This is a genomic window from Anaerovibrio sp. (assembly GCF_051866355.1).
Lineage (GTDB): Bacteria > Bacillota > Negativicutes > Selenomonadales > Selenomonadaceae > Anaerovibrio.
On the sequence record NZ_JBJDWZ010000099.1, the window covers coordinates 1 to 3,239 of the forward strand.

The window sequence follows — 3,239 nt, forward strand, 5'->3', positions numbered from 1 at the left end:
CTTGATAACCTTTACCAGCTTGTCGATTTTTTCCTTGGTGCAAAGCTCCGTGCAGCACCAGAGAATGCCTTCCTCTATCGGCAGTCCGCAAAGAATGCCCTCTGCCGCCAGAGCCTCCTCCAGAATTTTGGCAGATATCGGGGCAGTGGTGACAAACTCATGGAAAAACGGCTTGTCAGTCACCAGCCGGAAGCCGGGGATTTTGCACAGCTCATCAGCAAGGTAATGGGCATGGGCGGCGGAATTTGCTGCCGCCTTCCTGATGCCCTTCGGCCCCATGGCCGCCAGATAAACGGCCGCTGTCATGGCACACAATGCCTCATTGGAGCAGATATTGGAGGATGCCTTTTCACGGCGGATGTGCTGCTCCCTGGCCTGCAGGGTCAGCACGTAGCACCTTTTGCCGTTGGCATCAACAGTTTCACCTACGATACGCCCCGGCAGCTTGCGCACCATGGCGCTGGTGGTAGTCATAAAGCCCAGATAAGGGCCGCCAAAGGCCAGCGGCATGCCCAGAGGCTGGCCCTCGCCTACGGCAATATCAACGCCGTACTCGCCGGGAGTTTTCAGGAGACCCATGGAAATAGGGTTTACCCCCATAATCACCTTGGCACCCGCCTCATGGGAAGCGGCCACCACAGCATCCATATCCTCAATCACGCCATAATAATTCGGGCTCTGCACATAGACACAGGCACTGGTCTTGTCCAGCGCGGCCTTCAAGGCCTCAATATCGGTCGCATAGTCGGCCACAGGCAGTACCTTGACCTCCACGTTGCGGCTGGCGCAATAGGTTTTCATAACTGCCAGCACCTTCGGGTCGATGGCACCGGACACGATAACTCCCTGCTTTTTCCGCTCCTGGCACATGAACACCGCCTCGGCGGCAGCCACGGCGCCGTCATAAACGGAGGCATTGGACACGTCCATGCCTGTCAGCTGGCACATCTCGGTCTGATACTCAAAGATGGACTGCAGGACGCCCTGACTGATTTCCGCCTGATAAGGCGTATAGGCTGTTACGAACTCCTCCTTGGAGGTAACGGTCTTGACAATGGACGGAATATAGTGATTGTAGGCACCGGCACCCCGGAAAATGCTGTCAAACACCTTGTTTTTGCCTGCCATGCCCGTGATTTTTTCCCTGACCTCCAGCTCGCTGCAACCCTCCAGAATGTTCAGCTCCTTCAGGCGGACGGAAGCCGGCACGGAAGCGTACAGTTCCTCGGTGCTGCTCATGCCGATGGCCGACAGCATCTCCTGCCGCTCCCCGGCAGTAGATGGAATATAGCTCCCCATGATTACTCCTCCTCAGCCGCGCAGAATTCCTCATAGGCTGCCGCGTCCATCAAATCCTCGGTATCGGATACATCACTGACCTTAATCAGCCACTGCTCATAAGGCTCCTGATTAATCAGGGCAGGCTCGTCAATCAGTTCCTCGTTGACCTCTGCCACGGTGCCGCTGACAGGGCTGAACACATCGGATACAGCCTTTACGGACTCCACATCTGCAAAGGATTCGCCGCTGGCTACATCATCCCCTGCCTCCGGCATGTTGATGAAAACAATATCTCCCAGCGCTTCCTGGGCAAAATCCGTCAGGCCTACTACATAAAGGCCGTTTTCCTCCTTAACCCACTCGTGGGATTTGGTGTATTTCAGTTCTGCTGGTACCTTTGCCATAATAAATCGCTCCTTTTTGTCATATCAAATGTAAATATCTATTTGTCATAAATAAGCACTTATCCCGAATGGGTGGTATGCAGGCACGCTTGCGCTACTATCCACCCATTCACTACCTGCTCATATCCACCACTTGTCAGCTTCTCTTGTAGAAAGGCAGCTCCACAATCTTCGCCTGAATGCGGCGGCCGCGCACCTCTGCTTCCACCAGTGTGCCCAAATCCGCCTTGTCTGCCGGTACGTAGGCCATGGCGATTGCCTTGCCCAGATATGGGCAATGGGTGCCGGAGGTAGTAATGCCGACCTCCACATCATCAATGTACACAGGCTGATGCTCGCGGATAATGCCACGGCCTGTCACCTCAAGGCCTACCCTGACCTTTTTCGGCGTGCCTGCCGCTATCATGGCATCCCTGCCGATAAACTCAGGCTTGTTCAGCTTGACACCGAAATCAAGACCAGCTTCCAGCGGCGTAATCACATCATCCATCTCATGGCCATAGAGAGGCATGGCCGCCTCCAGCCGCAGGGTATCACGGGCGCCCAGTCCGCAAGGAATGAGGCCGTATTCCGCCCCTGCTTCCATGAGGATTTCCCACAGCTTCGCGCCGTTTTCCGCCGCCGTATAAATCTCATACCCCAGCTCACCGGTATAGCCGGTACGGGAAATCATGCACTTCAAATCCTTGATATAGACTTCCTCAATGGCTGTGTAGTATTTCTTTGGAATGGATTCCTCCGGCAAAAGCTTTGCCATAATCTCCGGCGCCTTCGGCCCCTGCAGGGCCAGCTGGGCAATGCTGTCAGAAATATCCTCAATGGTAGTCCCTTCCAGCACATGCTCCTTCATGTGGGCTACGTCCTTGTGGCGGTTGGCGGCGTTGACAACCACCAGATATTTTTCCTCGCCAAACTTGTAGACAATCAGGTCATCCACACAGCCGCCATTTTCATGGCACATAACACTGTAGCGGACGCGCCCCAGGGTCATATTGGTAAAATCATTGGTCAGCATGTGATTGAGGCTGGCCAGTGCCGTCGGCCCGGTGAACATCACCTCGCCCATGTGGGAAACATCAAACAGGCCGCATTTCTCGCGGACAGCCATGTGCTCGGCGATTACGCCTGATTTGTACTGCACCGGCAGCAGATACCCGGCAAAGGGCACAATCTTTCCTCCGGCAGCCACATGCACATCATACAGCGGTGTTTTTAACTCCATATCCATTCTTCCTTTCCATAAAAAACATCTATAGCTATTATTCCAGCCATTATTCCAAGCTATTATTCCAGACCGCCTGACAGCCTGTTGGCATCCGGCAGCACAATTTTCTTAAAAATAATAGGCACAGAGGACAAGCCCTATTTCAGCCTGCCAACTGTGCCCCTGTTTAACACTTTAGTAATAACCAGAGTTCCGTCAAAAACCGGTCCCTTTGCCTGAGAGTTTCTGCAGCCCCTTCGGCGACCTATCCACCACCGTGCAGCGATGGGTGTTCTCTCCCGATTTTCTCATCCGGAATATGCAATTTTTATCGCCTTACGATAATGTCC

Annotated in this window: 3 protein-coding genes and 1 riboswitch; all 3 genes read right to left on the reverse strand. The window is 53.9% G+C overall.

Annotation, left to right across the window (positions count from 1 at the left end):
* A partial coding sequence (gene gcvPA / locus ACI3UA_RS05395) for an aminomethyl-transferring glycine dehydrogenase subunit GcvPA (RefSeq protein ID WP_439723809.1) occupies positions 1-1,299 on the reverse strand: 1,299 nt, incomplete at its 3' end.
* Between the two features lie 2 nt (positions 1,300-1,301).
* Complete coding sequence (gene gcvH, locus ACI3UA_RS05400) at positions 1,302-1,685, reverse strand: glycine cleavage system protein GcvH (RefSeq protein ID WP_439723810.1); 384 nt, start codon at positions 1,683-1,685, stop codon at positions 1,302-1,304.
* A 136-nt stretch (positions 1,686-1,821) separates the two neighbouring features.
* Positions 1,822-2,907 (reverse strand): glycine cleavage system aminomethyltransferase GcvT, encoded by a 1,086-nt coding sequence (gene gcvT / locus ACI3UA_RS05405; protein WP_439723811.1) that lies wholly within the window; start codon positions 2,905-2,907, stop codon positions 1,822-1,824.
* Positions 2,908-3,103: 196 nt separating this feature from the next.
* Positions 3,104-3,201, reverse strand: a riboswitch (glycine riboswitch).
* Positions 3,202-3,239: the final 38 nt, after the last annotated feature.

Excerpts from the sequence above, each read along its gene's own strand:
- gcvT (WP_439723811.1), bottom strand. The coding sequence starts at position 2,907 with ATGGAGTTAAAAACACCGCTGTATGATGTGCATGTGGCTGCCGGAGGA.
- gcvH (WP_439723810.1), bottom strand. The coding sequence starts at position 1,685 with ATGGCAAAGGTACCAGCAGAACTGAAATACACCAAATCCCACGAGTGG.